The organism is Pseudoroseomonas cervicalis ATCC 49957 (genome assembly GCF_000164635.1).
In the GTDB taxonomy this organism is placed as follows: domain Bacteria; phylum Pseudomonadota; class Alphaproteobacteria; order Acetobacterales; family Acetobacteraceae; genus Pseudoroseomonas; species Pseudoroseomonas cervicalis.
Genome location: NZ_GG770778.1, coordinates 45,870 through 47,266 on the forward strand (window position 1 = coordinate 45,870; position 1,397 = coordinate 47,266).

Sequence of the window (1,397 nt, forward strand, 5' to 3'; positions counted from 1 at the left end):
GCTGGCCAATCCGCGCCGCCCGCTGGCCACGCCCGCCGTCTTCGGCGCGCGCCAGGGCGGCTATTCGGCCCCGTCGCATTTCCCGGTGGCCTGGGCGGATGCGGCCGCCATGGCGCGCGACCTTGCCGCCTGCGGCAACGACCTGGAGGCGCCGGCGCTGTCGCTCTGCCCGGAGATCGGCGCGGTGCTGGCGGCGCTGCGGGCGCTGCCCGGCTGCCTGCTGGCGCGGATGAGCGGGTCGGGTGCCACCTGCTTCGGCCTGTTCGCGACGCCCGAGGCCGCGCATGCCGCGGCCGCCCGCCTGCCACCCGCCTGGTGGGGCTGGGGTGGGGGCTTTACGAACGGCCCCTTCGCCGCTTATTGAGCCGCCAGGGCCCGCGCGGGCCCGGCCGGCTTGCTGGGGCGTAGCCAAGCGGTAAGGCAGCGGTTTTTGGTACCGCCATTCCCAGGTTCGAATCCTGGCGCCCCAACCAGCCTTTCCAGCGCCGACGCGAAAAACCCCTCCGCCCAAGGGCCTGAGGGGTTTTGCGTGGCGTGCCGCGCTGTGGCAGGAAGAGCGCCAGAGCGGGCGTGGCGGAACGGTAGACGCTGCAGACTTAAAATCTGCTTCCCCTCGGGGAGTGCGGGTTCGAGACCCGCCGCCCGCATCCGCGCGCCGGACCCGGCGCGCGCCGCGGACAGAAGCCGCTCAGTCGGCCCCGTGCAGACGGGGCAGGCCGGCCGGCCAGTTCAGCTCCACCAGGGAGCGCGCATACAGTCCGCCCGCGACCAGGGCGGCGACAACAGTGACAAACAGGAGTTCGGACACGGGTAGACCCCTTGATCCTTTGACGCCGCGATGCTGCGGCAGCACAGGGAATATAGGGAGCCGAACCTTTCCAAACCTTCACCTTTTTCGCGGGTGCAGCATCGCGAAACGCATGGCTTCCCTGCCATGCCCGAGTCGCATGCATGGCGACCTGCCGGCACGCGCTAGGATCGGGGCTTCGGCCCGCGCCCCGTCGCCAGCTTCCAGGCCAGGGCCCGCCGCGATGCGGCGCGCGGCGGGTCGAACAGGCGGGACAGCGCGAAGCGCCCATGCCGCACCCGCGCCCGCCAGTCGCTGAACGCCTCGAACCCCGCCCGCCCGTGATACCGCCCGAAGCCCGAGGCGCCGACGCCGCCGAAGGGCAGGGACGGGAAGGCGGCGTGGTCCAGGCAGCGCTCCTCGACGATGGCGCCGGCCCGCGCCCCGGCGGCGATCGCCGCGCGCTCGGCCCGGCTGGCGCCGAACAGCGAGATCGCCAGCGGCGCCGGATGCGCCCGCAGCCAGCCCAGCACCGCCGCCAGATCCGGCACTTCGCGCAGCGCCAGCACCGGGCCGAACAGCTCTTCCGCCTGCTCATCGGCGATCAGGG

1 protein-coding gene, 2 tRNA genes and 1 pseudogene are annotated in these 1,397 nt (G+C 73.3%); 3 read left to right on the forward strand and 1 reads right to left on the reverse strand.

What is annotated here, in order from left to right; translation table 11 throughout:
* From HMPREF0731_RS07585 to HMPREF0731_RS07595, 3 genes and pseudogenes are all read left to right on the forward strand, one after another.
* Positions 1 to 364: pseudogene (locus HMPREF0731_RS07585) on the forward strand (4-(cytidine 5'-diphospho)-2-C-methyl-D-erythritol kinase); the annotation flags it as partial.
* Positions 365 to 398: 34 nt separating this feature from the next.
* Positions 399 to 473: transfer RNA gene (locus HMPREF0731_RS07590), tRNA-Gln, on the forward strand.
* A 91-nt stretch (positions 474 to 564) separates the two neighbouring features.
* Positions 565 to 647, forward strand: a tRNA-Leu gene (locus HMPREF0731_RS07595).
* A 325-nt stretch (positions 648 to 972) separates the two neighbouring features.
* Here the strand turns inward: HMPREF0731_RS07595 and HMPREF0731_RS07600 are convergent.
* Positions 973 to 1,397, reverse strand: a 425-nt coding sequence (locus HMPREF0731_RS07600) for an aldehyde dehydrogenase family protein (RefSeq protein WP_007003488.1), incomplete at its 5' end; no start/stop codon positions are given.